At 68.4% G+C, this 24,656-nt stretch carries 16 protein-coding genes, 3 rRNA genes and 2 pseudogenes; 13 read left to right on the top strand and 8 right to left on the bottom strand.

The genetic code is table 11. The features are described from left to right. Positions 1–14 precede the first annotated feature (14 nt). Positions 15–1,535, bottom strand: coding sequence for an MFS transporter (locus E6W39_RS35005; protein ID WP_141636883.1), 1,521 nt, complete (start codon positions 1,533–1,535; stop codon positions 15–17). Between the two features lie 88 nt (positions 1,536–1,623). Between E6W39_RS35005 and E6W39_RS35010 the strand changes: the two genes are divergently transcribed. Next, a complete protein-coding gene (locus tag E6W39_RS35010; protein ID WP_228718531.1) occupies positions 1,624–2,040 on the top strand; it encodes a MarR family winged helix-turn-helix transcriptional regulator in 417 nt (138 codons plus the stop codon). A 174-nt stretch (positions 2,041–2,214) separates the two neighbouring features. Here E6W39_RS35010 and E6W39_RS35015 read toward each other — a convergent pair whose 3' ends face one another. Continuing rightward, positions 2,215–3,177 (bottom strand): M56 family metallopeptidase, encoded by a 963-nt coding sequence (locus E6W39_RS35015; RefSeq protein ID WP_141636885.1) that lies wholly within the window; start codon positions 3,175–3,177, stop codon positions 2,215–2,217. Positions 3,178–3,328: 151 nt separating this feature from the next. Continuing rightward, positions 3,329–3,859 carry a DUF5134 domain-containing protein gene (locus tag E6W39_RS35020; RefSeq protein ID WP_141636886.1) on the bottom strand — a complete coding sequence of 177 codons (531 nt, stop codon included), beginning with the start codon at positions 3,857–3,859 and terminating at the stop codon, positions 3,329–3,331. Between the two features lie 343 nt (positions 3,860–4,202). Between E6W39_RS35020 and E6W39_RS35025 the strand changes: the two genes are divergently transcribed. From E6W39_RS35025 to E6W39_RS35035, 3 genes are read left to right on the top strand one after another with little or no spacing between them, the layout of a single operon-like run. Beyond that, positions 4,203–5,600: a DUF6421 family protein gene (locus E6W39_RS35025; protein ID WP_141636887.1), complete on the top strand. Its 1,398-nt coding sequence runs from the start codon at positions 4,203–4,205 to the stop codon at positions 5,598–5,600. Beyond that, the gene (locus tag E6W39_RS35030) at positions 5,597–6,352 is read left to right on the top strand and encodes an SDR family NAD(P)-dependent oxidoreductase (protein WP_141636888.1); all 756 of its coding nucleotides are present in this window, start codon (positions 5,597–5,599) and stop codon (positions 6,350–6,352) included. The genes E6W39_RS35025 and E6W39_RS35030 overlap by 4 nt, the downstream gene beginning before the upstream one ends. Then, on the top strand, positions 6,349–7,416 hold the full coding sequence (locus E6W39_RS35035; protein ID WP_141636889.1) for a threonine aldolase family protein: 1,068 nt from the start codon (positions 6,349–6,351) through the stop codon (positions 7,414–7,416). Before E6W39_RS35030 ends, E6W39_RS35035 begins: the two co-directional genes overlap by 4 nt. 31 nt (positions 7,417–7,447) lie before the next feature. On the opposite strand, the gene E6W39_RS35040 is transcribed toward E6W39_RS35035, so the two are convergent. Beyond that, positions 7,448–8,485: a hypothetical protein gene (locus E6W39_RS35040; RefSeq protein WP_181799585.1), complete on the bottom strand. Its 1,038-nt coding sequence runs from the start codon at positions 8,483–8,485 to the stop codon at positions 7,448–7,450. Positions 8,486–8,915: 430 nt separating this feature from the next. Here E6W39_RS35040 and E6W39_RS35045 point away from each other — a divergent pair. The 4 genes from E6W39_RS35045 to E6W39_RS35060 all read left to right on the top strand — a co-directional run bounded on the left by E6W39_RS35045 (position 8,916) and on the right by E6W39_RS35060 (position 14,712). Next, positions 8,916–10,437, top strand: a 16S ribosomal RNA gene (locus E6W39_RS35045). A gap of 280 nt (positions 10,438–10,717) precedes the next feature. Then, positions 10,718–13,836: ribosomal RNA gene (locus tag E6W39_RS35050) — 23S ribosomal RNA — on the top strand. 80 nt (positions 13,837–13,916) lie between these two features. Further along, a 5S ribosomal RNA gene (gene rrf / locus E6W39_RS35055) occupies positions 13,917–14,033 on the top strand. The 16S, 23S and 5S rRNA genes sit together here, the layout of an rRNA operon. A gap of 70 nt (positions 14,034–14,103) precedes the next feature. After that, positions 14,104–14,712: an HIT family protein gene (locus E6W39_RS35060; protein ID WP_220140310.1), complete on the top strand. Its 609-nt coding sequence runs from the start codon at positions 14,104–14,106 to the stop codon at positions 14,710–14,712. 104 nt (positions 14,713–14,816) lie between these two features. Here the strand turns inward: E6W39_RS35060 and E6W39_RS35065 are convergent, their stop codons facing one another. After that, positions 14,817–15,593: a lysophospholipid acyltransferase family protein gene (locus E6W39_RS35065; protein ID WP_141636891.1), complete on the bottom strand. Its 777-nt coding sequence runs from the start codon at positions 15,591–15,593 to the stop codon at positions 14,817–14,819. Positions 15,594–15,877: 284 nt separating this feature from the next. On the opposite strand from E6W39_RS35065, the gene E6W39_RS35070 reads away from it, so the two are divergent. The 5 genes and pseudogenes from E6W39_RS35070 (at position 15,878) to E6W39_RS35090 (ending at position 20,587) form a co-directional block, all read left to right on the top strand. Next, the gene (locus E6W39_RS35070) at positions 15,878–16,249 is read left to right on the top strand and encodes a thioredoxin family protein (RefSeq protein WP_228718533.1); all 372 of its coding nucleotides are present in this window, start codon (positions 15,878–15,880) and stop codon (positions 16,247–16,249) included. A 279-nt stretch (positions 16,250–16,528) separates the two neighbouring features. Next, positions 16,529–17,313: pseudogene (locus tag E6W39_RS35075) on the top strand (electron transfer flavoprotein subunit beta/FixA family protein). A gap of 42 nt (positions 17,314–17,355) precedes the next feature. Next, complete coding sequence (locus E6W39_RS35080; protein WP_101379162.1) at positions 17,356–18,318, top strand: electron transfer flavoprotein subunit alpha/FixB family protein; 963 nt, start codon at positions 17,356–17,358, stop codon at positions 18,316–18,318. A gap of 73 nt (positions 18,319–18,391) precedes the next feature. Continuing rightward, positions 18,392–19,794: pseudogene (locus E6W39_RS35085) on the top strand (acyl-CoA synthetase). Between the two features lie 301 nt (positions 19,795–20,095). Next, on the top strand, positions 20,096–20,587 hold the full coding sequence (locus E6W39_RS35090) for a hypothetical protein (protein WP_141636893.1): 492 nt from the start codon (positions 20,096–20,098) through the stop codon (positions 20,585–20,587). A 5-nt stretch (positions 20,588–20,592) separates the two neighbouring features. Here E6W39_RS35090 and E6W39_RS35095 read toward each other — a convergent pair whose 3' ends face one another. The 3 genes from E6W39_RS35095 to E6W39_RS35105 form a co-directional block, all read right to left on the bottom strand. Continuing rightward, complete coding sequence (locus E6W39_RS35095; protein ID WP_141636894.1) at positions 20,593–21,528, bottom strand: hypothetical protein; 936 nt, start codon at positions 21,526–21,528, stop codon at positions 20,593–20,595. A 121-nt stretch (positions 21,529–21,649) separates the two neighbouring features. Continuing rightward, positions 21,650–21,982: a hypothetical protein gene (locus E6W39_RS35100; protein ID WP_141636895.1), complete on the bottom strand. Its 333-nt coding sequence runs from the start codon at positions 21,980–21,982 to the stop codon at positions 21,650–21,652. Beyond that, positions 21,976–24,357, bottom strand: a complete 2,382-nt coding sequence (locus E6W39_RS35105) for a hypothetical protein (protein WP_141636896.1) — start codon at positions 24,355–24,357, stop codon at positions 21,976–21,978. Before E6W39_RS35105 ends, E6W39_RS35100 begins: the two co-directional genes overlap by 7 nt. Between the last annotated feature and the right edge of the window lie 299 nt (positions 24,358–24,656).

Consider the following 24,656-nt stretch of genomic DNA (forward strand, 5'->3'; position numbering starts at 1 on the left):
GAACTGCCGGTCCGTCAGACCCGCTCCTTGAGGGCCGCCCCGGAGTCGGCCCGCCGGTAATCGTAGTCCGGCACCGGATGGTGCACCCCGGCCCGTCGGCGGTCCAGCAGCGCACCGACCGCGGTGATCAGCAGGCCGGCCAGCGCCACCACCGTGACCAGCACCAACGCCGGTCGGTAGCCGTTGAGTTGGTCATGCGCGCTGGTGCCGCCGTGGCTGCCGGCGGTGAGCACGGCGGTGGTCACCGCCAGCACCAGGGCGTTGCCCACCTGGATCGCGGTGTTCACCAGCCCGGAGGCCAGGCCCTGCTCCTCGTCGGCCACGCCGTTGGTGGCGGCGATGTTGACCGAGGGGTAGAAGAGCGCGAAGCCGATGCCGAGCAGCAGCATGGTCGGCAGCACCAGGCCCAGGAAGGTGCCGTGCGGGCCGAGCCGCAGGAACAGCGCGTAGCCGATGAGCATCGCCAGGCTGCCCAGCGGGAGCAGCCGGCCGGTGCCGTAGCGGTCCACGATCGCGCCCATCTTGGTGGCCGAGAGGGCGACCAGCGCGCCGGCCGGCAGCAGCCCGAAGCCCATCTGCAGCGCCGACCAGTGCAGCGTCCGCTGCAGGTAGAGGGCGATGATGAACTGGAAGCCGGCGTACGACCCCATCAGCAGGAACGCGGTCGAGTTGGCCCGGGCCACGGCGCCGTTGCGGAAGATGCCGAGCCGGACCAGCGGGTGCGCGGTGCGCTGCTCGATCACCAGGAAGGCGGTCAGCAGCACCGCGACCGCGACCAGCGAACCGATGGTCCGGGCCGTCGCCCAGCCCACGCTCTGCGCCTCGGTGACGGTGAATACCAGCAGCAGCAGTGCCGCGGTGCCGGTGATCGCGCCGAGCACGTCATAGCCGCCGTCGCCGCGCTCATGGGCGTGCTTGGGCAGCACCCGCAGCGCGAAGACCAGGGCGATCACGGCCACCGGGACCGGCATCAGGAACGTGCAGCGCCAGTTCAGCGAGGTGAGCAGGCCGCTGAGCACCAGGCCCAGCGAGTAGCCGCTGGCGCCGCAGGTGGTGAAGATCGACAGTGCCTTGTTGCGGGCCGGGCCCTCGGGGAACGTGGTGGTGATGATGGAGAGCGCGGCCGGGGCGGTGAATGCGGCGCTGGCGCCCTTGAGGAAGCGGGCGCCGATCAGCAGGCCGCCGTCGTCCAGCACACCGCCGAGCAGCGAGGCGCCGGCGAAGACGGCGAGCGCGATCAGGAACACCCGGCGCCGGCCCAGCAGGTCGGCGGCCCGGCCGCCGAGCAGCAGCAGCCCGCCGTAGCCGAGCACATAGCCGGAGACCACCCACTGCAGGGTCGACGTCGACAGCTTCAGGTCGGCGCCGATGGACGGCAGAGCGACGCCGACCATGGAGACGTCCAAGGCGTCCAGGAAGAGCGCGGCACAGAGCACGATCAGGGCGCCCCAGAGGCGTGGGCTCCAGGGGTCGGTTCCGGACGGTGCGTCAGTTGTCTGCGGTATCCGGTCGGTTGGTGGGGTGTGAGTCGGCATGGGCAAGACACTACATGCACGTGCAATCAATGCAAGTAGATTTAATGCCGTTGCATATTGTTCATGTGCATGTGATAAGGTCGGCGCCGTGTCCGACATTGACGCGGCCGAGTCGGCCGACCTGGTCGCCGCCTGGCGCGAGCTGCTGGCTCGTCACGCGGCCACTGCCTGCGCCCTGGATCGTGAGCTGGGGGAGCGCTTCGGGCTCGGCATGAGCGAGTTCGAGGTGCTGGAGCGGCTGGCCGAGACGCTCGGCGACTGCCCCGGGAAGCTGCGGGTCCAGGAGCTCGGCGAGAAGGTGCATCTGAGCCAGAGTGCGCTCTCCCGGCTGATCGGCCGGCTGGAGAAGGGCGGCCTGGTCGAGCGCCACATGTGCACGGAGGACCGCCGGGGCGTCTTCGTGCTGCTTTCGGACGAGGGGCGGCAGCGCTACCAGGAGGCCAAGCCGCTGCACCGCTCGGTGCTGCGGCAGACCCTGGTGGAACGTCAACCAAGCTGCGGCTAGCGGTTCTTGGGGTTCCGGTGGGGCCCTGGGATCGCTAACGCACGGGATCGCTAGCGCAAGCTGGGATCGCTGACGCACGGGATCGCTAGCGCAAGCTGGGATCGCTGACGCACGGGATCGCTGACGCAAGCTGGGATCGCTGACGCACGGGATCGCTGACGCAAGCCGGGATCGCTAACGCAATGCACCCAGCCCCGGCGCGGCCGCGAGCAGCAGCACGGTGGCCGGCGCGGCCAGGGCCAGCAGGGTCAGCCGCAACCGGGTGCCCACCGGCAGCCGCGGCTCGCCCGCCAGCAGCCGGTCCACCCGGCGCGGCGCCTGCGCCAACTGGCCCGGCCCGTGCGCCCCGGAGCAGCCCTCGAACACCCCGCGCCCGGCGTTGATCTCGACCATCGCGTGTGCCGTGGTCATCCGCCCGTGCCGGCGGGCCGCCAGGTCGTCGGCCGCCAACTCCACCAACTCGCCCACCTGGTCGCGGAACGCGGTGAACACCGCGACCCTGGGGAAGCCCGCGGCAAGCGCCTGCGCGCCCTGCGACAACCAGTGGTGCCGGGCCCGCACATGGCCGCGCTCATGACTGAGCACCGCCTCCAACTCGCGGTCGGTCAACCGGCGCAGCGCACCCGTGGTGACCACCAGCCGGGACTGCGGGCCGGGCAGCGACCAGGCGTCGGGGCGGCCGTTCTCCAGCACCACCAGCCGTTCCCGGCGGGCCGGCGGCAGCCCGATGCCGGCGGGCAGTTCCGGTGCCCGGTGCGCCAGTTCACGATGCCGGCTCTCCCGCAGGGCCCGGGCCGCGCGGATCTCCCGGACCAGCGAGACCGCCGTCCACACCCCGCCGAGCGCCAGCAGCGCCGCGCACAGCCGGCCCCAGCCCTCGGTGTCGACCAGCTCGTAGGCGGCCTCCACGCCGGGCGGCGCGCCGGTGAAGACCATGGTGCGCACGGCGGGCAGCGCGGCCGCGACCGAGAGCAGCAGGCCCAGCGCGCAGCACAGCAGCACCGCCACCACCAGGCACTGCCAGACCAGCAGCGCCAGCACCGGTTCCCGGTCGACCCAGCGGGCCCGGGCCAGCAGGAGGGGCCCGCCGGTGGCGAGCACGAATCCGAGCAGCAGCAGGCCGAGCAGGGCCGTCATGGCAGCAAGTCCCCCCTGAGGGAAGGCGCGACAGAACGCTGCGCTCAATCTAGGCGCTCACCCCGGCGCGCGGAACCATCGGCCCCCGGCCGTGACCAACACCACCACGTTGCGTCAGCTGCCGTCGGCGCCCGAGTGGCCGCCCGCCTCCTCAGAGCGCCAGCAGCATCGCGAACATGCCGATGCCCATGGCGAGTCGGCAGGCCTGCGGGGCCGGTCCGCCGCCGGTGGCCACCCCGTCCGCCGTCAGCAGCCGGCTGCCGGACCAGAGTGCGTAGCCGCCGAAGTAGAGGAGCAGCAGGCCGGTCAGCGGCGGCAGCCCCATGGACATCACCATGCCCGGATGCCGCTCGGGGGCCCGCATCGCCAGGGCCATGTAGACCATCGCCGCCGCGCCGACCGCATGGTGCAGCTGGTGCGCCCGCTGCCCGTCGGCCCGGCGGCCGAGCGCGGCGGTCAGCGCGCCGGCGCCCAGCAACCCGAAGAGCGCCACCCAGAGTGAGGCCGGCAGCCGGTCGCCGAGCGTGATCATCGCGGCGGTGCCCAGGCCCATCGCGGCCTCCGCCGCGTCCGAGGAGCACGCCCCGTGCCCACCGCGGCCGCGCAGCCGCAGCAGGCACAGCACGCCGGTGGCGGTGGTGAGCAGCGCCAGCAGCCAGCTCAGGACGGCCGGTCCGTGCATCGCTCGCCCCCTCCGGGCCGCCGGGTGCGTTCCACCGGCGGCGTGTCACCACGATCGCGCGGCGTGACGGCCATGAGCAGGGCGCGCGCGGGGCGCACGGAGGTGCGGGCTCCGCGGAGGTGACGCAGCGCCCGCCGGGGGAGGGCCAGTTGAGCCCGTCGGCTGGCGGGCGGGCGGACCTGCGGTGACGCTCGAACGGGGGTGATCGGCACCTGCGGACCGCAGGGTTTGCGGCCGGCCGGCGAGGGGTCCGCAGTTTCTCTCACCTGCCCCCCTTGAACAGGAGAACCTTTCGTCCTTATCGTGTTCTTGACTCAATACCTTCTGTCGAAGCAGGTCTCCCATGCAGAATCTTTCGTCGAAGCCCACCGCGGCGACCGACCTTCCGGCGGCGGCCCTGGCCGAGCACCCCGCCTGGTTGCGCCTCAAGGACGCCGTCGAGACGCTGCGCCCGCTGCAGTCGAAGGACGGCTCGATCGACCTGAACACCGTCCAGCGCTCCACCGTGGACCCGCTGCTGGACACCGTGCTCGGCGCGATCCAGGAGCTCGCCCCCCTCTTCCCGCACGACGCCGCGTACCTGGAGGCCGTCCAGGTCGACCTGCGCAAGTGGGCCGGCACCGGCTACCGGGAGCCCGACTTCCTCGATTCCCTGCTGGCCTTCCAGCCCGCCGCCGAGCGCGTCGACGGCCTGCCGCACCTGGTCGTCTTCCCGATGTACACCCAGAACGGCAACCCGGACCGCAACCTGGAGGCCGTGCTGCTCAGCGTGGTCTGGCCGGACTGGCTGGCGGAGCTGGAGCGCACCCGCTTCGACAACCCGATGTTCGTGCCGATCACCTTCACCGACTTCACCGCCGGCTACGACACCAACTCGGCCGTCCTCTTCCCGGAGACCGTGGCCGTCCGCAAGGCCCCCGAGCGCTTCACCTGGGGCGGCATCTTCTGCGACCGCGAGGCCGCCCGGTTCCGCGCCGTCTCCGAGTCCGCCGTGCGGCTGCTCGGCCTGGAGATCCCCGAGGACGCCGCCGAGCTGATCTCGGACCAGGAGCGCTCCCAGCAGACCTTCGTGCTCTGGGACCTGGTCCACGACCGCACCCACAGCCACGGCGACCTGCCGTTCGACCCCTTCATGATCAAGCAGCGCAGCCCGTTCTGGATGTACGGCCTGGAGGAGCTGCGCTGCGACCTGACCGCCTTCAAGGAGGCCGTCCGACTGGAGGCCGAGGGCTACCCCCAGGGCCGCGACGTGCAGTACGCGATCATCTTCGACCGGATGTTCCGCTTCCCGGTCACCGGCGGCCGGGTGCGCAACTACGACGGCATGGGCGGCCAGCTGCTCTTCGCCTACCTGCACCAGCACGACGCGCTGCGCTGGCGCGACAACAAGCTGAGCATCGACTGGGACCGCGCCGCCGAGGTCACCAACGCGCTCTGCGGTGAGATCGAGGCGCTCTACCGGGCCGGCATCGACCGCCCCAAGACCGCCCACTGGATCGCCGCCTACCAGCTGGTCTCCAAGTACCTCACCCCGCACCCCGCCTCCACCTGGGCCAAGGGCCCCGAGGCGCTGCCGCTGGACAGCGACGCCAAGACGCTCAACAAGGCGCTCTGCGACGCCGTCCACCCGGACGAGTTCCCGCTCAGCATGTTCTACGAGGCCCTCGCCAAGAAGCTCCGCGGGGTCATCGCCGCCACCACCGGCATCACCGGCAACGGTCCTAAGGAGATCGCCGCATGAGCAACCCCACCGCTGACCTGACCGGCAAGGTGATCGTGGTCGCCGGCGCCAGCGGCCCGGCCGGCCAGGCCGTGCTGCGCCGGGTCGCCGCCGGCGGCGCCGTGGTGATCGCCGCCGACATCGACCAGCAGCGCCTGGACGCGGCAGTCGACCAGGTGCGCGCCGCCGTCCCCGGCGCCACGGTGCACGCCCAGGTCATCGACCTGCTCGACCTGGAGCAGGTCAAGGACTGGGCCGACCGCCTGGAGGCCGAGCACGGCCACGTCGACGGCCTGTTCCACCTGGTCGGCGGCTGGCGCGGCAGCAAGACCTTCACCGACACCAAGCTCGAGGACTGGGACTTCCTGCACAACACCGTGCTGCGCACCCTGCAGCACACCTCGCTGGCCTTCCAGCCCGCCCTGCTGCGCAGCACGGACGGCCGCTACGCGATGATCGGTGCCGCGGCCGCGCACAAGCCCACCCAGGGCGGCGCCGCCTACACGGCCGCCAAGGCCGCCAGCGAGGCCTGGACCCTCGCCATGGCCCACTCCTTCACCAAGCAGACCACCGACCCGGACGGCACCCCCACCGCGGCGGCCGTCATCCTGGTGATCAAGGCCCTGCTCACTCCCGAGATGCGGGCCGAGAAGCCCGAGGCCAAGTTCACCGGCTTCACCGAGACCGCCGACCTGGCCGACCACCTGGCGGACCTCTGGTCCCGCCCCGCAGCAGAACTGAACGGACAGCACCTGTGGCTGACAGCCCAATGAGCAACCCCACCGACGCAGTGCGCCACCACGACCCCGCCGCCCGCGGGTTCGCCAGCGACAACTACGCCGGTGTCCACCCGGAGATCCTGGCCGCCATCGCCCTGGCCAACGGCGGCCACCAGATCGCCTACGGCGAGGACCAGTACACCGAGCACCTGCAGAGCGTCTTCAAGCGGCACTTCGGCGACCGCGCCGAGGCCTACCCGGTGTTCAACGGCACCGGCGCCAACGTGGTCGCGCTGCAGGCCCTGCTCCCGCGCTGGGGCGCCGTGATCGCCGCCGAGAGCGCCCACATCAACGTGGACGAGTGCGGCGCGCCGGAGAAGATGGCCGGCATCAAGCTCCACCTGGTGCCGACGCCGGACGGCAAGCTCACCCCCGAGCTCATCGACCGGCAGGCCTACGGCTGGGACGACGAGCACCGCGCGTCGCCGCTCGCCGTCTCCATCACCCAGAGCACCGAGCTCGGCACCCTGTACACCGCCGACGAGGTCAAGGCGATCTGCGACCACGCCCACGAGCGCGGCATGCTGGTGCACATGGACGGCTCCCGACTGGCCAACGCGGCCGCCACGCTGGGCCTGCCGTTCCGCGAGTTCACCACCGAGGCCGGCGTCGACGTGCTGTCCTTCGGCGGTACCAAGAACGGCCTGCTGTTCGGCGAGGCCGTGGTGGTGCTCAACCCCGAGCGGGTCCGCAACATCAAGTACCTGCGCAAGATGTCGATGCAGCTCGCCTCGAAGATGCGCTTCGTCTCGGTGCAGTTCGAGGCGCTGCTCACCGGCGACCTCTGGCTGCGCAACGCCGGCCACGCCAACGCCATGGCCAAGCGCCTGGAGACGGCCGTGCGCGGCATCGACGGCATCACCGTGGTCCGCCCGGTGCAGGCCAACGCGGTGTTCGCGATCCTGCCGCGCGAGGTCAGCGAGCGGCTGCAGAAGCGCTACCGCTTCTACTTCTGGGACGAGCACACCGGCGAGGTGCGCTGGATGACCGCCTTCGACACCACGGAGGAGGACATCGACGCCTTCGCCGCGGCGATCGCGGAGGAGATGGCGCGGTAGTCCTCCCGAGGACCCGGACCGCTGGCCGCTGCTACTGGATTGGTTGATCCAGCAGCAGCGGCCAGACCGCGTCCTGGGCCTGCGACGCCCAGACCATGTCGCCGTGGCCGAAGCCCGGCGCCACCCGGTAGTCCACCCGCGCCCCGCCCGCCCGGATCAGCCGGGCTCCCAGGTCATGGTCACCGCGGCCCAGTCCGCCATTGACCCAGACCACGTCGGCGCGGATCGCCGACCAGTCGATCCGGTACACCTCCTCGCGACCGGCCCAGAGCGCGGCCAGGTCCCGCAGCATCGCCAGCGGCTGCACCCCGCTGCCCAGCTCCGCCATCGCCCGCGCCCAGACGTCCAGGTCCAGCGACTCGCCGCCGGCGCTGTGCCCGCGGTGGTAGATCCAGTTCACCGGGCCCGGCAGCTCACTGGTCCTGGTCAGTGCCAGGGTCAGCCGCTCCCGGACCTCCGGGCTCCCGCCGGTGGCAGAGAAGGCGGCGAAGGCGGCCTTCAAGCCGGGGTCGAGGAGCAACTCGCCCGCTGCGAGCCGCCGCTGGAACTCGTCGCAGAGCGCGGCCGCCCGAGCGGACCAGTCGGGCTCGGTCTCCGGGTCGTACGGACCGGTGGTGTCCAGCACCAGGACCCGCCCGGCCGCACATCCCGACTGCGCTGCCAGGTCGAGTGCCAGCGCGGCGCCCGCCGAGTGGCCGAGCAGGTCATAAGGCAGGCCGAGGTACTCGTCGACGGCGGTGAGCACCCGCTCGACATCGGTGCGATGAGCGGCCAGGCCCCAGTCGGCGGCCTCGCGGGCGTCGGCCGCGTCAGCGGCGTCCTCGCGCGGGGTGACGCCGATGGGCAGATAGCCGGCCGCGGCGAGGAACTCCGCCAGGCTGCGGTCGCCGGCGGTGGCGAAGCTGGCGCGGGCGTTCAACCCGCCGCCGGGGAGGAGGACGACCACGCGGTGCGGCTCGACGACCGCGCTCGGAAACACCTCGACCGCCACCGGGAACTCCCGGCAGACCTGGACGAGCGCCTCGACTGCTTCGGCCAGCTGTTCTGACAGCCGTTCTGTCATGTTCACGAATCGACCCTCCCTCGGACTGCTGCCAGAATGCCCGAGGCCCGATTTGCTTGTGGCGGCTGGGTGCCCGTACAGTTCCTGAGTCGCCGCGAGAGGGGCGGCAGAGCGGATCGGCAAAGTGAAACTCCGATAAATCGGAGTGAAACTGATCTGATAAGCTCTACGAAGTAAGAACGAAGCGCCCGGAGGGGCCACGGAAGTGGCTGCGAAGGAAGCGTCCGTTCCTTGAGAACTCAACAGCGTGCCAAAAGTCAACGCCAGATATGTTGACATCCCCGGCCTTGATCCTTCCGGATCGGGGTTGGAGATTCCTTTTGAAATAAACACTAGCGAGGACGCAGTGCACGGGGCCGCCCTATTCCGGTGGTTGCTGTGCCGCTCTGCGCGAGTGTCGACCGGCCGCTTTTAATTAAGCATGGCCGAGTATACATTCACGGAGAGTTTGATCCTGGCTCAGGACGAACGCTGGCGGCGTGCTTAACACATGCAAGTCGAACGGTGAAGCCCTTCGGGGTGGATCAGTGGCGAACGGGTGAGTAACACGTGGGCAATCTGCCCTGCACTCTGGGACAAGCCCTGGAAACGGGGTCTAATACCGGATACGACCTGGAGCCGCATGGCTCCGGGTGGAAAGCTCCGGCGGTGCAGGATGAGCCCGCGGCCTATCAGCTTGTTGGTGGGGTAATGGCCTACCAAGGCGACGACGGGTAGCCGGCCTGAGAGGGCGACCGGCCACACTGGGACTGAGACACGGCCCAGACTCCTACGGGAGGCAGCAGTGGGGAATATTGCACAATGGGCGAAAGCCTGATGCAGCGACGCCGCGTGAGGGATGACGGCCTTCGGGTTGTAAACCTCTTTCAGCAGGGAAGAAGCGCAAGTGACGGTACCTGCAGAAGAAGCACCGGCTAACTACGTGCCAGCAGCCGCGGTAATACGTAGGGTGCGAGCGTTGTCCGGAATTATTGGGCGTAAAGAGCTCGTAGGCGGCCTGTCGCGTCGGATGTGAAAGCCCGGGGCTTAACCCCGGGTCTGCATTCGATACGGGCAGGCTAGAGTGTGGTAGGGGAGATCGGAATTCCTGGTGTAGCGGTGAAATGCGCAGATATCAGGAGGAACACCGGTGGCGAAGGCGGATCTCTGGGCCATTACTGACGCTGAGGAGCGAAAGCGTGGGGAGCGAACAGGATTAGATACCCTGGTAGTCCACGCCGTAAACGTTGGGAACTAGGTGTTGGCGACATTCCACGTCGTCGGTGCCGCAGCTAACGCATTAAGTTCCCCGCCTGGGGAGTACGGCCGCAAGGCTAAAACTCAAAGGAATTGACGGGGGCCCGCACAAGCAGCGGAGCATGTGGCTTAATTCGACGCAACGCGAAGAACCTTACCAAGGCTTGACATATACCGGAAACGGCTAGAGATAGTCGCCCCCTTGTGGTCGGTATACAGGTGGTGCATGGTTGTCGTCAGCTCGTGTCGTGAGATGTTGGGTTAAGTCCCGCAACGAGCGCAACCCTTGTTCTGTGTTGCCAGCATGCCTTTCGGGGTGATGGGGACTCACAGGAGACTGCCGGGGTCAACTCGGAGGAAGGTGGGGATGACGTCAAATCATCATGCCCCTTATGTCTTGGGCTGCACACGTGCTACAATGGCCGGTACAAAGGGCTGCGATACCGTGAGGTGGAGCGAATCCCAAAAAGCCGGTCTCAGTTCGGATTGGGGTCTGCAACTCGACCCCATGAAGTTGGAGTTGCTAGTAATCGCAGATCAGCATGCTGCGGTGAATACGTTCCCGGGCCTTGTACACACCGCCCGTCACGTCACGAAAGTCGGTAACACCCGAAGCCGGTGGCCTAACCCTTGGGAGGGAGCCGTCGAAGGTGGGACCAGCGATTGGGACGAAGTCGTAACAAGGTAGCCGTACCGGAAGGTGCGGCTGGATCACCTCCTTTCTAAGGAGCACATAGCCGGATGCGAGCGAATGTCTCGCACGGTTGCTCATGGGTGGAACGTTGACTATTCGGCACACAGGGTTGGTTGTCTCCTAGTACTGCTTCGGCGTGGAACGGGTTCAAGTGATCGGGTGTGTCGGGCACGTTGTTGGGTCCTGAGGGAACGGCCGTAAGGCTGGAACCTCGGTGAGCCGGTCTCATGCGAGATGCCCCGTTGCGGGTGTTGAGTGTGGGTGTCTGGTCGTTGTTTGAGAACTGCACAGTGGACGCGAGCATCTGCGGCCAAGTTTTTAAGGGCGCACGGTGGATGCCTTGGCACCAGGAACCGATGAAGGACGTGGGAGGCCGCGATAGGCCCCGGGGAGCTGTCAACCGAGCTTTGATCCGGGGGTGTCCGAATGGGGAAACCCGGCAGTCGTCATGGGCTGTCACCCATACCTGAACACATAGGGTATGTGGAGGGAACGCGGGGAAGTGAAACATCTCAGTACCCGCAGGAAGAGAAAACAACCGTGATTCCGGGAGTAGTGGCGAGCGAAACCGGATGAGGCTAAACCTTGAGCGTGTGAGACCCGGCAGGGGTTGCGCTTGAGGGGTCGTGGGATTTTTCTTGATCGGTCTGCCGGCCGGTCGGCGAGTCAGAAACCGTATGGGTAGTCGAAGGACATGCGAAAGGTCCGGCGTAGAGGGTAAGACCCCCGTAGACGAAATCTGTACGGCTCGCTTGAAGAACACCCAAGTAGCACGGGGCCCGAGAAATCCCGTGTGAATCTGGCGGGACCACCCGCTAAGCCTAAATATTCCCTGGTGACCGATAGCGGATAGTACCGTGAGGGAATGGTGAAAAGTACCGCGGGAGCGGAGTGAAATAGTACCTGAAACCGTGTGCCTACAAGCCGTGGGAGCGTCGTTGGTCGGCTTGCCGGCCAGCCGTGACTGCGTGCCTTTTGAAGAATGAGCCTGCGAGTTTGCGGTGTGTAGCGAGGTTAACCCGTGTGGGGTAGCCGTAGCGAAAGCGAGTCCGAATAGGGCGATACAGTTGCATGCCCAAGACCCGAAGCGGAGTGATCTAGCCATGGGCAGGTTGAAGCGCGGGTAAGACCGTGTGGAGGACCGAACCCACCAGGGTTGAAAACCTGGGGGATGACCTGTGGTTAGGGGTGAAAGGCCAATCAAACTCCGTGATAGCTGGTTCTCCCCGAAATGCATTTAGGTGCAGCGTCGCGTGTTTCTTGCCGGAGGTAGAGCACTGGATAGGCGATGGGCCTCACCGGGTTACTGACCTTAGCCAAACTCCGAATGCCGGTAAGTGAGAGCGCGGCAGTGAGACTGTGGGGGATAAGCTCCATGGTCGAGAGGGAAACAGCCCAGAACACCGACTAAGGTCCCTAAGCGTGTGCTAAGTGGGAAAGGATGTGGAGTCGCAGAGACAACCAGGAGGTTGGCTTAGAAGCAGCCACCCTTGAAAGAGTGCGTAATAGCTCACTGGTCAAGTGATTCCGCGCCGACAATGTAGCGGGGCTCAAGTACACCACCGAAGTCGTGTCATTCACAGAATACGCCCAACGGCGCTGTGGATGGGTAGGGGAGCGTCGTGTGCCGGGTGAAGCGGCCGAGGAATCGAGTCGTGGACGGTATACGAGTGAGAATGCAGGCATGAGTAGCGATACAAGAGTGGGAAACTCTTGCGCCGATTGACCAAGGGTTCCTGGGTCAAGCTGATCTGCCCAGGGTAAGTCGGGACCTAAGGCGAGGCCGACAGGCGTAGTCGATGGACAACGGGTTGATATTCCCGTACCCGCTTTGAAGCGCCAACGGCGAACCTCTGAATGCTAAGGCCGTGAAGCCGCCCCGGAGTCTTCGGACAAAGGGGAGTGGTGGAGCCGCCGGTCCAACAGGGTAGTAGCTGAGCGATGGGGTGACGCAGGAAGGTAGTCCAGCCCGGGCGGTGGTTGTCCCGGGGTAAGGGTGTAGGGCGTTGCGTAGGCAAATCCGCGCGACATGTGCCTGAGACCTGATGCCGAGCCGATTGTGGTGAAGTGGATGATCCTATGCTGTCGAGAAAAGCCTCTAGCGAGTTTCATGGCGGCCCGTACCCCAAACCGACTCAGGTGGTCAGGTAGAGAATACCGAGGCGTTCGGGTGAACTATGGTTAAGGAACTCGGCAAAATGCCCCCGTAACTTCGGGAGAAGGGGGGCCCCTCCTGGTGATGGCACGTGCTGCCTGAGCTGGGGGTGGCCGCAGAGACCAGCGAGAAGCGACTGTTTACTAAAAACACAGGTCCGTGCGAAGCCGTAAGGCGATGTATACGGACTGACGCCTGCCCGGTGCTGGAACGTTAAGGGGACCGGTTAGCTCTGATTCGTCGGGGCGAAGCTGAGAACTTAAGCGCCAGTAAACGGCGGTGGTAACTATAACCATCCTAAGGTAGCGAAATTCCTTGTCGGGTAAGTTCCGACCTGCACGAATGGCGTAACGACTTCTCGACTGTCTCAACCATAGGCCCGGTGAAATTGCATTACGAGTAAAGATGCTCGTTTCGCGCAGCAGGACGGAAAGACCCCGGGACCTTTACTATAGCTTGATATTGGTGTTCGGTTCGGCTTGTGTAGGATAGGTGGGAGACTGTGAAGCAGCAACGCCAGTTGTTGTGGAGTCGCCGTTGAAATACCACTCTGGTCGTGCTGGATGTCTAACCTGGGTCCGTGATCCGGATCAGGGACAGTGTCTGGTGGGTAGTTTAACTGGGGCGGTTGCCTCCTAAAGGGTAACGGAGGCGCCCAAAGGTTCCCTCAGCCTGGTTGGCAATCAGGTGTTGAGTGTAAGTGCACAAGGGAGCTTGACTGTGAGACCGACGGGTCGAGCAGGTGCGAAAGCAGGGACTAGTGATCCGGCGGTGGCTTGTGGAAGCGCCGTCGCTCAACGGATAAAAGGTACCCCGGGGATAACAGGCTGATCTTCCCCAAGAGTCCATATCGACGGGATGGTTTGGCACCTCGATGTCGGCTCGTCGCATCCTGGGGCTGGAGTAGGTCCCAAGGGTTGGGCTGTTCGCCCATTAAAGCGGTACGCGAGCTGGGTTTAGAACGTCGTGAGACAGTTCGGTCCCTATCCGCTGTGCGCGTAGGAGTGTTGAGAAGGGCTGTCCCTAGTACGAGAGGACCGGGACGGACGAACCTCTGGTGTGCCAGTTGTTCTGCCAAGGGCATGGCTGGTTGGCTACGTTCGGGAGGGATAACCGCTGAAAGCATCTAAGCGGGAAGCCTGCTTCGAGATGAGCACTCCCACCTCCTTGAGAGGGTAAGGCTCCCAGTAGACGACTGGGTTGATAGGCCGGATGTGGAAGCCCTGTGAGGGGTGGAGCTGACCGGTACTAATAGGCCGAGGGCTTGTCCTCAGTTGCTCGCGTCCACTGTGTTGTTCTGAAACAACGACCCCACCGCATAGGCGGTGGTGCGGCCGATAGTTTCATAGTGTTTCGGTGGTCATAGCGTGAGGGAAACGCCCGGTTACATTCCGAACCCGGAAGCTAAGCCTTACAGCGCCGATGGTACTGCAGGGGGGACTCTGTGGGAGAGTAGGACGCCGCCGAACAATTCTTCAGAAGAAGCCCCCACCTAATATTCGGTGGGGGCTTCTTCGTTTTTCTGCCACAATCCAGGCCGTGACCGAGAACCAGCTCATAGAGCCCAGTGAGTACGTCCGCAGCCTCCCCATCGGTGAGCGGATCCCCCTGCCGACCGACGGCATCCCGTTCTGGGATGTCTTCCCGTACGAGGGCGACATCCAGATCAAGGTCCTGGAGCCGCCGGTGCTGCCCGAGCCGCCGCGGAACGGTGAGCACGGCACCGAGGACTGCTTCACCTGCAAGCGCGGTGAGGACGACCCGACGGTGATCTGGGCGAACGAGAACTGGATGGTCCGCACGGTCTCCGAGCCGGCCGCGCTGCCCGCGATGCTGATGCTGGTCCCGCGTGCTCACCACGACCTCGTCGATCTGCCGCCCGAGCTGGCGGTGGAGATGGGCGGGATGATCCAGCGCGTGGAGCGAGCGATCCTCTCTCTCGGCGGGATCGCCCGGGTGCATGTCAACCGGTGGGGCGACGGCGGCGCGCACCTGCACTGGTGGCTGATCGCCCGTCCCGAGGGCATGATGCAGCTGCGCGGCACCTGTCTGCCGCTCTGGGACGACGTGCTGCCCAAGCAGTCGCCCGAGGCCTGGGCGGAGACCAACCGCCGACTCGCCGAGGCGCTGACGGCCGACGGCCGGTAGCCGCGATCGGCAGGTGCACCAAGACGCCTGATGGCGTGTCACCAGTCGCGGTGACACGCCATCAGAACCGTGCTGAAGCGGCTGAAGGGCTCAGGCTGAGGCGTTCAACCGCTGACCGCGGCGGCCCGCCGCGCGGCCTTGGCGGTGGCCTCGGCCTCGTCCAGGGCCTCCGCCTCCTCCAGAGTGGGTGCAGTGCCGCCCAGGTGGGCCGGCAGCCACCAGGAGTCCTCGGAGCCCTTGGGGCGCGCCGGGTACTCGCGCTGGGCGCGGTCCAGCATCTCGCTCATCGCGGCCCGCAGCCGCCGGGTGACCATCACCGGCTTGTCGGTCGGCGTCAGGTGGATCGGCTCGCCGATCATGATGGTCACCGGCACGTGCCGCTTGGTGAGCGTCTTGGGCCGGCCCTTGGTCCAGAGCTGCTGGGTGCCCCAGAGGACCACTGGCAGCAGCGGGGCGCCGGCGTCGGCAGCCATCCGGGCGGCGCCGGTCTTGAACTTCTTCAGCATGAACGAGCGGCTGATGGTGGCCTCGGGGAAGACACCGACCACCTCGCCGGCCCGGAGCGCGCTCACGGCGGCGTCATAGGCGGGCTGCCCGTCGGTGCGGTCCACCGCGATGTGCTTCATGCCGCGCATCAGCGGGCCGGAGATGCGGTGCTTGAAGACGTCGTCCTTGGCCATGAAGCGGGTCTTGCGCTTGGCCACCTTGAAGGCGCCCATGCCGGCGAAGATGAAGTCCAGATAGCTGATGTGATTGCTCACCAGGACCGCGCCGCCGGTGGCGGGGACATGCTCGGCACCCTGGATGTCGAACCGCACGTCCAGTGCCTTGAAAGCAGCCAGCGCTGTCCGGATCACCGGTGGGTACACGAATTCTGCCACGGTCAGCCCTACGTTCTTCCGACGGGCCCTGGCCCGGTGGGACGGCCACCCGGGTCGGTGCTGCGGCAGGCCGGGGCGCTGGGCCGCGGCACGCCGCGGCTGCCACGGGTGATTCTGCGATGAATAGTCCCTCGCGAAGGGGTGTCCTGTCACCCGAGAGGACAGGGCCGACGGGAGATTGTCGTCACACCCGTCGGCACCGGCGTACCGTGACGGTGCAAAGGCGCGCTGGACAGGCGTGCGAAGGCGTCCCGGACGGGCGTACGAAGGCACCCTGGGCAGGCATGCTAAGACGCGCCGGGCGGGCGCGGGGAGAGGGATCGGTCGTAGTGGGATCAGGCGTAGTGGAGCTGTCGGCCGCGGAACTCGGCGCAGGTGTCGTGCTGGGGGAGCGGGCCACCCTGGTGCAGTTCTCCACCGCCTTCTGTCAGCCGTGGCGGGCCACCCGCCGGGTCCTCGCCCAGGTCGCGGCCCTGGTGCCGGGCGTGGCGCACGTGGACATCGACGCGGAGCAGCACCTGGAGCTGGTGCGCCGCCTGGAGATCCTTCGCACCCCCACCACACTGGTGCTGGACGCGCACGGCACCCTCGTCCACCGGGCTGCCGGGCAGCCGCGCCGGGCCGCCGTGCTGGCCGCCCTCGCGGACGCGCTCTGACCTGCGCTCTGACCGGGGAATTCCCGGTGGGTTGCCCCTTGTGGAGTGGAGAGCTTCGTCACAATGATCAGGGGATACGGAGCCCCGTTATTGCGGCAAGATATGGGCGACCGGTATTTAGATACTGACGAGTAACCAGAGCGGGATGCTGCCGAGTATGCTGCCGGAAGTGCCGGTCGGGGCAGCAGGAATGCGCTGTCCGAAGCGGGTGCCATCATGTGCGCTCCCGCCCGTTGCACCGCCGCAGCCGCCGGACGAGACCAGTACAGGAGACAGGCCGTGAGCTTGAGGATCGTTGTCTGTGTGAAGTACGTGCCCGATGCGACCGGTGACCGTCGCTTCGCGGACGACACCACCACCGACCGGGACGCCGTGGACGGCCTCCTGTCGGAGCTCGACGAGTATGGCGTCGAGCAGGCGCTGCGGATCGCCGAGGCGTCCGGTGACGCCGAGGTGACCGTGCTGACCGTCGGCGGCGACGACGCCCGGGACGCGCTGAAGAAGGCCCTCTCCATGGGTGCCGACAAGGGTGTCCACGTCAACGACGACGACATCCACGGCTCGGACGTGATCGCCACCTCCGCCATCCTGGCCAAGGCTCTGGAGAAGACCGGCTACGACCTGGTCGTCTGCGGCATGGCCTCGACCGACGGTGGCATGGGCGTGCTGCCGGCGCTGCTGGCCGAGCGTCTGAACCTGCCGCAGGTCACCCTGCTCTCCGAGGTCTCGGTCGAGGGTGGCGTGGTGAAGGGCCGCCGCGACGGCGACGCCGCCACCGAGCTGGTCGAGGCCAACCTGCCGGCCGTCGTCTCGGTCACCGACCAGTCGGGCGAGGCCCGCTACCCGTCCTTCAAGGGCATCATGGCCGCCAAGAAGAAGCCGGTCGAGGACCTCGACCTGGACGACCTGGGCATCGATGCGGACGAGGTCGGCTTGGCCGGCGCCTGGACCGCCGTCGAGACGATCACCGAGCGGCCGGCCCGCACCAAGGGACCATCGTCAAGGACGAGGGCGAGGGCGGCAAGCAGCTCGCCGCGTTCCTCGCCGAGCAGAAGTTCATCTGACCCGCCGTTCGGACCCCACGTTCCGTCAGGAGACAAAACATCATGGCTGAGATCCTGGTCCTCGTGGACCACGCCGACGGCGCCGTCCGCAAGCCCGCGCTGGAGCTGCTCACCCTGGCCCGCCGGATCGGCGAGCCGTCCGCGGTCGTCCTCGGCGCCGGTGCGGCCGCCGCCGACATCGCCGCCAAGGCCGCCGAGTTCGGCGCCGCCAAGGTCTACGTGGCCGACGGTGCCGAGTTCGCCGACTACCTGGTCGTGCCCAAGGTCGACGCGCTCACCCAGATCGCCAAGGCCTCCTCGGCCGCCGCCGTTCTGGTCACCTCCTCCGGTGAGGGCAAGGAGGTCGCCGCGCGCGTCGCGCTGCGCCTCGGCTCCGGTGTGATCACCGACGCCGTCGACCTGGAGGCCGGCGCGGACGGCCCGGTCGCCACCCAGTCGGTCTTCGCCGCCTCGTTCCAGGTGAAGTCCAAGGTCACCAAGGGCGCGCCGGTCATCACCGTCAAGCCGAACGCCGCCGCCCCCGAGGCCGCCCCGGCCGCCGGCGCGGTGGAGAACGTCACCGTCGAGTTCACCGGCAACGCCGCCAAGGTCACCTCGCGCAACCCGCGGGTCTCCTCGGGCCGCCCGGAGCTGACCGAGGCCGCGATCGTGGTCTCCGGTGGCCGTGGCGTCGGTGCCGCCGAGGGCTTCGGCGTCGTCGAGGAGCTGGCCGACGCGCTGGGCGCGGCCGTCGGTGCCTCGCGCGCCGCGGTGGACGCGGGCTGGTACCCGCACAGCAACCAGGTCGGCCAGACCGGCAAGCAGGTCTCCCCGCAGCTGTACGTCGCGGCGGGCATCTCCGGTGCCATCCAGCACCGGGCCGGCATGCAGACCTCCAAGACCATCGTCGCGATCAACAAGGACGAGGAGGCGCCGATCTTCGAGCTGGTCGACTTCGGCGTCGTCGGCGACCTGTTCGACGTGCTGCCGCAGCTGACCGGCGAGGTCAAGGCGCGCAAGGGCTGATCCCCGCGAAGCTGGTGCCGCAGGGCGCGCTCCCCGTCACGGGGGCGCGCCCTGCGGCCGTTAGAGTGCCGATGTGAACCTCTTGACGGCACTTCAGGACGGCCACGGCGACACCGCCGACGCGCTGCGGATCGACGGCCGGGCGCTCAGCCGCGAGCAACTGCTCGGCGCGGCCGGCGCGGTCGCGGCCCGCGTGGGCGGGGCCCGGGCGCTCGCGGTGCTCGCCCGGCCGAGCGCGGAGACCGTGGCGGCGGTGGTCGGCGGACTGCTGGCGGGGGTGCCGGTGGTGCCCGTCCCGCCGGACGCCGGGCCGATGGAGCGGGCGCACATCCTGCGCGACTCCGGCGCCGAACTGCTGGCCGGTGCCGACGGGCCGTCCGAGGAGCCGGGCATCGAGGCGCTTGCGGTGGACCTCGGCGAGCGGCACGACTACGGCGGCCCCGAGCCCGCGCCGGAGCGCCCCGCCTTCGTGCTCTACACCTCCGGCACCACCGGCCCGCCGAAGGGCGCCCTGCTCTCCCGGGCGGCGGTCGCGGCCGACCTGGACGCCCTGGCCGAGGCCTGGGCCTGGACGCCGGACGACACGCTGGTGCACGGACTGCCGCTGTTCCATGTGCACGGGCTGGTGCTCGGCGTGCTGGGCGCGCTGCGGATCGGCAGCCGCCTGGTGCACACCGGCCGCCCGACGCCGAAGGCCTACGCCGAGGCGGCCGGCAGCCTCTACTTCGGGGTGCCGACGGTCTGGTCCCGGATCGCCGGTGACGAGGCGTCGGCCCGGGCGCTGGCCGGGGCCCGGCTGCTGGTCTCCGGCAGCGCGCCGCTGCCGGTGCCGGTCTTCACCCGCCTGACCGAGCTGACCGGACTGCGGCCGATCGAGCGCTACGGCATGACCGAGACCCTGATCACCGTCTCCACCCGCTGGGACGGCGAACGCCGGCCCGGCAGCGTCGGGCTGCCGCTGCCCGGGTGGCCACCCGCCTGGTGGGCGAGGACGGCGCACCGGTGCCGGCCGACGGGGAGAGCGTCGGCGAGCTGCAGGTCAGCGGGCCGACCCTGTTCGACGGCTACCTCAACCGGCCGGCGGCCGACGCCGAGGTGCGCACCGCCGACGGCTGGTTCCGCACCGGGGACGTCGCCGTCATCGGCCCGGACGGGTTCCACCGGATCGTCGGCCGCGCCTCGGTGGACCTGATCAAGAGCGGCGGGTTCAAGATCGGCGCGGGCGAGGTGGAGGCCGCGCTGCGGGACCACCCGGGGGTAGCCGACGCCGCCGTGGTCGGGGAACCCGACCCGGATCTGGGCCAGGCCGTGGTCGCCTTCGTCATCCCCGCCGGGCCGGTGACGGGCGATCAGCTCACCGCGTTCGTCGCCGAGCGGCTCTCGGTGCACAAGCGGCCGCGCCGCGTGGTGCTGGTCGACGAGCTGCCGCGCAACGCTATGGGCAAGGTGCTCAAGAAGCGGCTGCTGGAGGGCTAGGCGCGTTACCCGTGAGGTCGGGGACACGGCTGGCGGGTGGTGCCCTCCGAGTGGGTGATGGTGCGTGTGGCGCGACCTCAGGGCGGGTCGCAGCGGCGTCGGTCCTGGAAGGGTGGCATGCGGACAATGCGGTGCTGCTCGGACGGAGCCGGAGGCGATCATGGGCACAGGACGCGGCTGGAGCGGAGGCCGAGGGCCCGCCGTGGCGGCGATCGGGACGCTGTTACTCGCAGCGGGGTGCGGTGGCGGCGGAGGCGGTGGTGGCGCGACGCAGACGACGGCGTCGCCGTCATCGCCGACCGTGACCGGCACACCTGTGCCGCTGGCCACGCTTTTCCCCGGCAGCTCGTCGGGGGGCGGCAGCAAGGCCGTGACGGTGCCGAGCACCCACGTCCGCGATGTGACCGCCGCTTCGCTCACGATGGGCGGGTCATCAAAGGGCTCCGACGCGACCAGCGGGGTCAAGCTGGGCGCGGCGAGCATCACCGGTGACGCCGACTTCCAGCTGACCAACGACCAGTGCCAGGGCCGCACGCTAGGCCCGGCGGACACCTGCACGCTCTCGATCGCCTTCGCACCCGTCGTGGTAGGGATGCGCAGAGCGGAGGTTGCCGTCCCGTTCTCGCAGGTCGGCGGTGCGAGCGGCCAGACGTACCTGGTCCACCTGTCCGGGGAGGGGACGTCCCCGTCCAGCACGTCGACCGGCCCGACCGGCGTTCCGACCAAGAGCCCGACCGGCATTCCGACGGAGCGTCCGACCGGCACCGGTGCCGCGACCACCTCGACCTCCTGAGCGGCTCAGCCCAGCACCTCCACCCGGATGCTGTCGTCGTCGGGCAGCACCACCGCCAGATCCTCGGGACCGCGGCTCATGTAGGAGACCAGGTAGTAGTGCGAGCCGGACTTCGCCAGTTGCCGGAAGCCCAGGTACCGGTAACGGAACGGCTCGGAGCTGCCGAGGTCCTGCTGCTCGATGCCCACCGCGTCATTGGGGACGTGGGTGCGGGAGTAGATGAGCAGCTTGGTGCTGCCCGGGAAGTGCGCGGCCGCGTCCTGCGCGGCGTTGGAGCGGGCGGCCTCGTACGCGTAGCGAGAGGTGGCGAAGAACAGGCTCAGGGTCAGCATGCCGACCAGGACCACGCCGCTGCCGACCAGCAGTACCCGGTGGTCGTCGCCGTGGTGCGGCTGCTGCTGGGTGAGGTGGTCCCGGTACACCCGGAGCGCGAGTAGTCCCAGCATCGCGCCCGCACTGACCGCGAGCGGGATCAACAGGTCCCGCTGCCAGTTCGTGGGCAGCCGGTCAAGGACGTCGCGGGTCCACCACGCGGGCTGCAGATAGACCAGGAAGCCCAGCGCGAGCAGCACGGCGGCCGCGGCCAGCAGGACCGCGACCACCCCGCGCGGCGTCAGCCGGGTGCCGGGCCGCCGCAGTCGACGTCCGATCAGGCGGTAGAGCAGCAGCAGCGCGAGCCCGCACCACAGCAGCACCCACAGCGGCAGGAAGATCGCGTCCGGGCTGCTGACCAGGTAGTTCTGGCGCGAGATCTGGAGGTCGCCACTCGGGACGCCGAAGTACCCGTAGTACGCGGCGGTGTAGGTGCTGCCGAAGTAGTAGAGCAGGCCGACGACGAGCGAGCCGGGCGCGACCACATAGGCAAGTTTCTGCAGGAACGACCTGGTGCGGTCCGAGTCCGTGGACGTGGGCGGCTGGTTCGCTGCCGGTCGGCTCCGCACCGGTCGTACCATCACACGTCCATCCTTCGTGGGCCGTTCCTCTGACGCTAATCCTGCGTCGGACCGGCAGCCGGCGCACGCGGGGGATGGGGTAGGTGTTGAGGAGGCGGCTGCTGGAGGGTCAGGCGATGTAGTTCGGCGGCCGGTCGGCACCCTGGGCGGCGCGTAGCCGGGCCGGGTCGACCCCGAGCGCGCTCAGCCAAGACCAGGGGGTGCGGACGGCCGGCTCGGCGGAGAGCTCGGCCTCGGCGGCGGCACGGCGGAGGGAGCGGACCAGCTCGATGGGATCGCGGTGGGCCCGTTCGAGCAGGTCGGCGGGAGAGTCGACGCCGACGGTGTGCAGGAGGTGCAGGGCGCCTGGGCGGTCGAGGTGGGGGTGCAGTCCGGCGAGCAGGGCCAGCTCACGAAGCCGTTCGACCTCGGCGAGCGAGACTTTCAGCTGCGTGGTCAGCATGCCCGCGCGTCCGGTGTGTCGGTCTCGGCCCGAAGGCGCTGCGAGCTGGTGATTCCGGCGTCGGCGAGCCTCTGCCGGACGGTGCTGAGCGCGGCCAGGTCGAGGAACTCCGTGGGTGGCAGCCCGACCAGGTTCCGGAAGCCCGGATCAGTGCGCAGAGGGGCCAGGCAGGGATCCTCCTGGGCGGCGGCCCTGGCCTTCTCGCTGATGAGTGCGAACCGCAGGTCCTCGACGGCCTTGCCGGCCCAGTCCTGCCTCCGCGTGGTCATCAGCAGGAAGCAGTCGAGGCAGGCGTGATCAAAGGCAAGCCGGGGTGACAGCGGATCGCGGCGGTGCGGATGCTGCCAGGTGTCGAACTCGGTGAGGGGATCCGACTCCAGGACCTCGATGCAGTGCAGCAGGTTCTGGGCGAACGGCCGCATTCGGTCGCGCAGTTGCTGGAGGTAGCGAACATCGGATTCCTGCCCGCATTGGTCGTACAGCGCTGTGGCGACCGCCTTTGCCCTGCGTAGTGCATGCTCAGCGGTCCGCCCGCTCGCGAGGTAGCCGTAGAGCCGGTGAGTGGCGCTGCTGTAGTGGATCCGCAGCAGCAGCCCGGGCCACTGGTCCAAGTCCTCGATGTCCTGCTTCACGTACTCGGTGTACTCGTCGAGCGCCGCGGCGAAGGCCAGGTGGTCCTGCTCCGCGGCGGGAATCCGGTTGTTGACGGCCCAGAGGAACTCGAACCTCGCCAGGACGTAGTGCGGATCCAGATCAGTGGCCTGGCCGAGCAGGGAAACCGCCAGGTCGGGGGCGTCGATCAGCGACTTGCTGGTGGCGATGACCTGCAGGGCGACGCTGCGCCAGTCCCGCGCACCGTACAGGCTGTGCCGCAGATCCAGGTGGCACTGCCGTAGTTCCACAAGGACGAATGCGGCGGCGCCGGTGAGCAGCTGCGCCCTGGAACGTGCCAGGGCAGCCTGGACCTCCACGGTCTCGCTGCTGCCGCCGGCGAGCGGGAGCCCCAGGTCCTGGCGGCTGAAGATGGCGCTCCCGGCCGGCTGGCCGTTTCGCAGGATGGTGACCGCCACCCGGTTGTCGTCCACCAGGTTGGCCCTTGCCCGCCAGGTGAGGTCTGGCCGGAGCGCGAAGTAGAGCTGGGCCAGGGCGCCGAGGACCTTGCCAGTAGGGAGAGCGCTGAGCTGATCGCCGCTCAGACTGGACAGCGGCGTGGTGTCCGAGAACTGGATGACGCTGGTGCGCCGCTCGATGCCCAGGCTCTGCATCCGGGTGAGCAGGTAGTTCGTGGACGCTGCGTCAGTGCTTCCGTCAGGCCTGTGTACCTCGACCTGAAGGCGCAGCCGTTGTCCCCAGGCCGCACCGGTCAGCAGTACCCCGAACAGAAGCAGGACCGTGTAGGCCACCAACAGCCGCTCGTAGGCAGTGCTCAGGCCGGTCCATGCCAATAGCAGGCCGAGCCCGAGGACGACCAGCAAGGAGATCAACAGTAGACGCCAGTCCTTCAGGACCCGGCGGCTCTTGGGGTGCCACACCGCCCAGCCGGCGCAGCCGGCGATGTCAACGGCGGCGGACCAGACGAGCGCGGCGGTGGCCACAACGATGGCGAAGGCCAGGACCAGAGCAGCGAGGAGCAGACAGCCGTGTGGCACATAGGGCATGAACATCGGGTAGACGGGGAGCATGACCGCCCCGTGGAACAGCAGCAGTCCGCCGATCCAGCTCAGTGACCTCCGGCGCCGGTCGGTCCAGGCAACCGACTTGGCCTTGACCAGCCAGCGCGAGGACACGCTCGCCGCCGCCAGCAGTACCGCGAATCCGATCGCGATCGGCAGCAGCAGCTTCCAGATCGGCTGGACCCAGTCGTCGTAGAAGTAGTCCCAGTTCGAGGAGGCCGTGGGCAGTGCGTGGCCGCGCAGGGCGACAAGCCGGTCCAGCCCGGCGACGGCATCCTTGTTTCCGCCGTCGGCGCTGAGCGCGGCATTGAAATCGGTCTCCGCGCTGCCCAGATGGCCCGCACGCAGGGCCCGTTGACCCTCGGCGACCCAGTGGTCGGCCAGTAGCCGGTGCTCGTGGACCTGCCGCAGACCTGCAGCCGCGCAGACTCCGGTCACGACCGGTGGAACCGCGCTGAAGACCTCCTCCGCCCGATCCTGGTCACCGTCGTCCACGAACTCCTCGGCGGTGGCGCACATGGTGCCGGGGTCGGGGGAGGGTGAAGCGATAGCCGACGGCACCGGCTGGGCGCGGGGTTCATCGGCCACCGCCGGGGAGGTCGGGAGCACGCAGCAGGCCAGCGCCAGCAGTGTGGTCGCACCCAGCAGCGGGAACCGTCGCGCCATCGCCTGCCCTTCGTCGGCCGGGCTATCGCTCGTCAACAAACGAAGGTATGACCGGGCGGCGCGCGGCGCCCGTCGACCGCGCGCGTCGGGCTGACGAGCCATCGTGTCCGGAGGGCCCGTGGGTGGTGGCGTCCGGGTGACTGATCGTCAGATAGGGTGCTCGGTCAGACGACGCAGGGGCGCGCCGGGGCGTGCGCGCCCGCGTGCGAGGCGGCGTGTGGCGCACGCGTGCCACTCCGGTGTGGCCGCGCATCGGATCGTCAGGTATGAGAAGTCGGGCGGTGGGGGTACCACCCGAACGGGTGCCGGGCTGCCCCGCAGTGGGGGACCGGGCT

This window comes from Kitasatospora acidiphila, assembly GCF_006636205.1.
GTDB classification, from domain to species: Bacteria; Actinomycetota; Actinomycetes; order Streptomycetales; family Streptomycetaceae; genus Kitasatospora; species Kitasatospora acidiphila.